This window comes from Nguyenibacter vanlangensis (genome assembly GCF_013376155.1).
Lineage (GTDB): Bacteria > Pseudomonadota > Alphaproteobacteria > Acetobacterales > Acetobacteraceae > Gluconacetobacter > Gluconacetobacter vanlangensis.
The window spans coordinates 1-941 of record NZ_JABXXP010000920.1 but is presented as its reverse complement, the minus strand read 5'-3'; the positions used below and the strand labels follow the sequence as shown (position 1 = coordinate 941).

At 70.2% G+C, this 941-nt stretch carries 1 protein-coding gene; it reads left to right on the top strand.

What is annotated here, in order from left to right:
- Positions 1 to 119 precede the first annotated feature (119 nt).
- Positions 120 to 941: M81 family metallopeptidase (locus tag HUK84_RS20175; RefSeq protein ID WP_176641787.1), on the top strand; the 822-nt coding region annotated here is incomplete at its 3' end.

Genomic DNA, 941 nt, shown 5'->3' with positions numbered 1-941 from the left:
ACGGCACGCGCCTGGTCTTCATCGGCCGCCGGGGCCGCATCGACTGCGCCGCCATCGCGGCGGACATGGATGGCTGCGTGCCGCCCGGGACCGCGGGAGAGGCATGACGGGGGAGAGACATGAAGATCTTCATTGCCACATTGGGGACTGAAACCAATACGTTCTCGCCGATCGTCACGGGGCGGGGTGCCTTCATGGGCGCGCGGGAATGGCACCGGACCGGGGGCAGCCTGGCCGCCGCGACGCCGGCCACCCTGCCGCTGCGGACCTGGCGGGAGATGGCGGCGGCCGAGGGGCACGAGGTCGTCGAGAGCATCTGCAGCTTCGCCCAGCCCGGGGGCCCTACGCCGGCATCGGTCTATGAAGAGCTGCGCGACCTGGTCGTCGGCGACCTGAAGGCGGCGCTGCCGGTCGATATCGTGCTGCTGTCGATGCATGGCGCGATGGTGGCCGTGGGATACGACGATTGCGAGGGCGACGTGCTGGCCCATGTGCGGGCGGCGGCCGGGCCGGATGCCGTGGTGGGCACGGTGCTGGACCTGCATTGCCACCTGACGGAGCCGATGCGCGAGCAGGCCGACCTGATCGTCACCTACAAGGAATATCCGCATGACGATATCCGGGAGCGTTCGGCCGAGCTGTACCGGCTGGCGGTGCGCACGGCGGCGGGGGTGATTCGGCCGGTCATGGCGTATCATGACTGCCGGATGCTGGGGATCTGGCGCACGCCGCACGGGCCGGTGCGCGCCTTCGTCGATCGCATGACGGCGCTGGAGGGCAAGGACGGCATCCTGTCGGTTTCGTTCGTCCATGGATTTCCCTGGGCCGACGTGCCGGATGTCGGGGCGAAGATGCTGGTGATCGCCGATGGGGACGCGGACCGGGCGGCGGCGCTGGCCCGGACGCTGGGCCGGGAGATCTGGGCCATGCGGGCGGCGAGC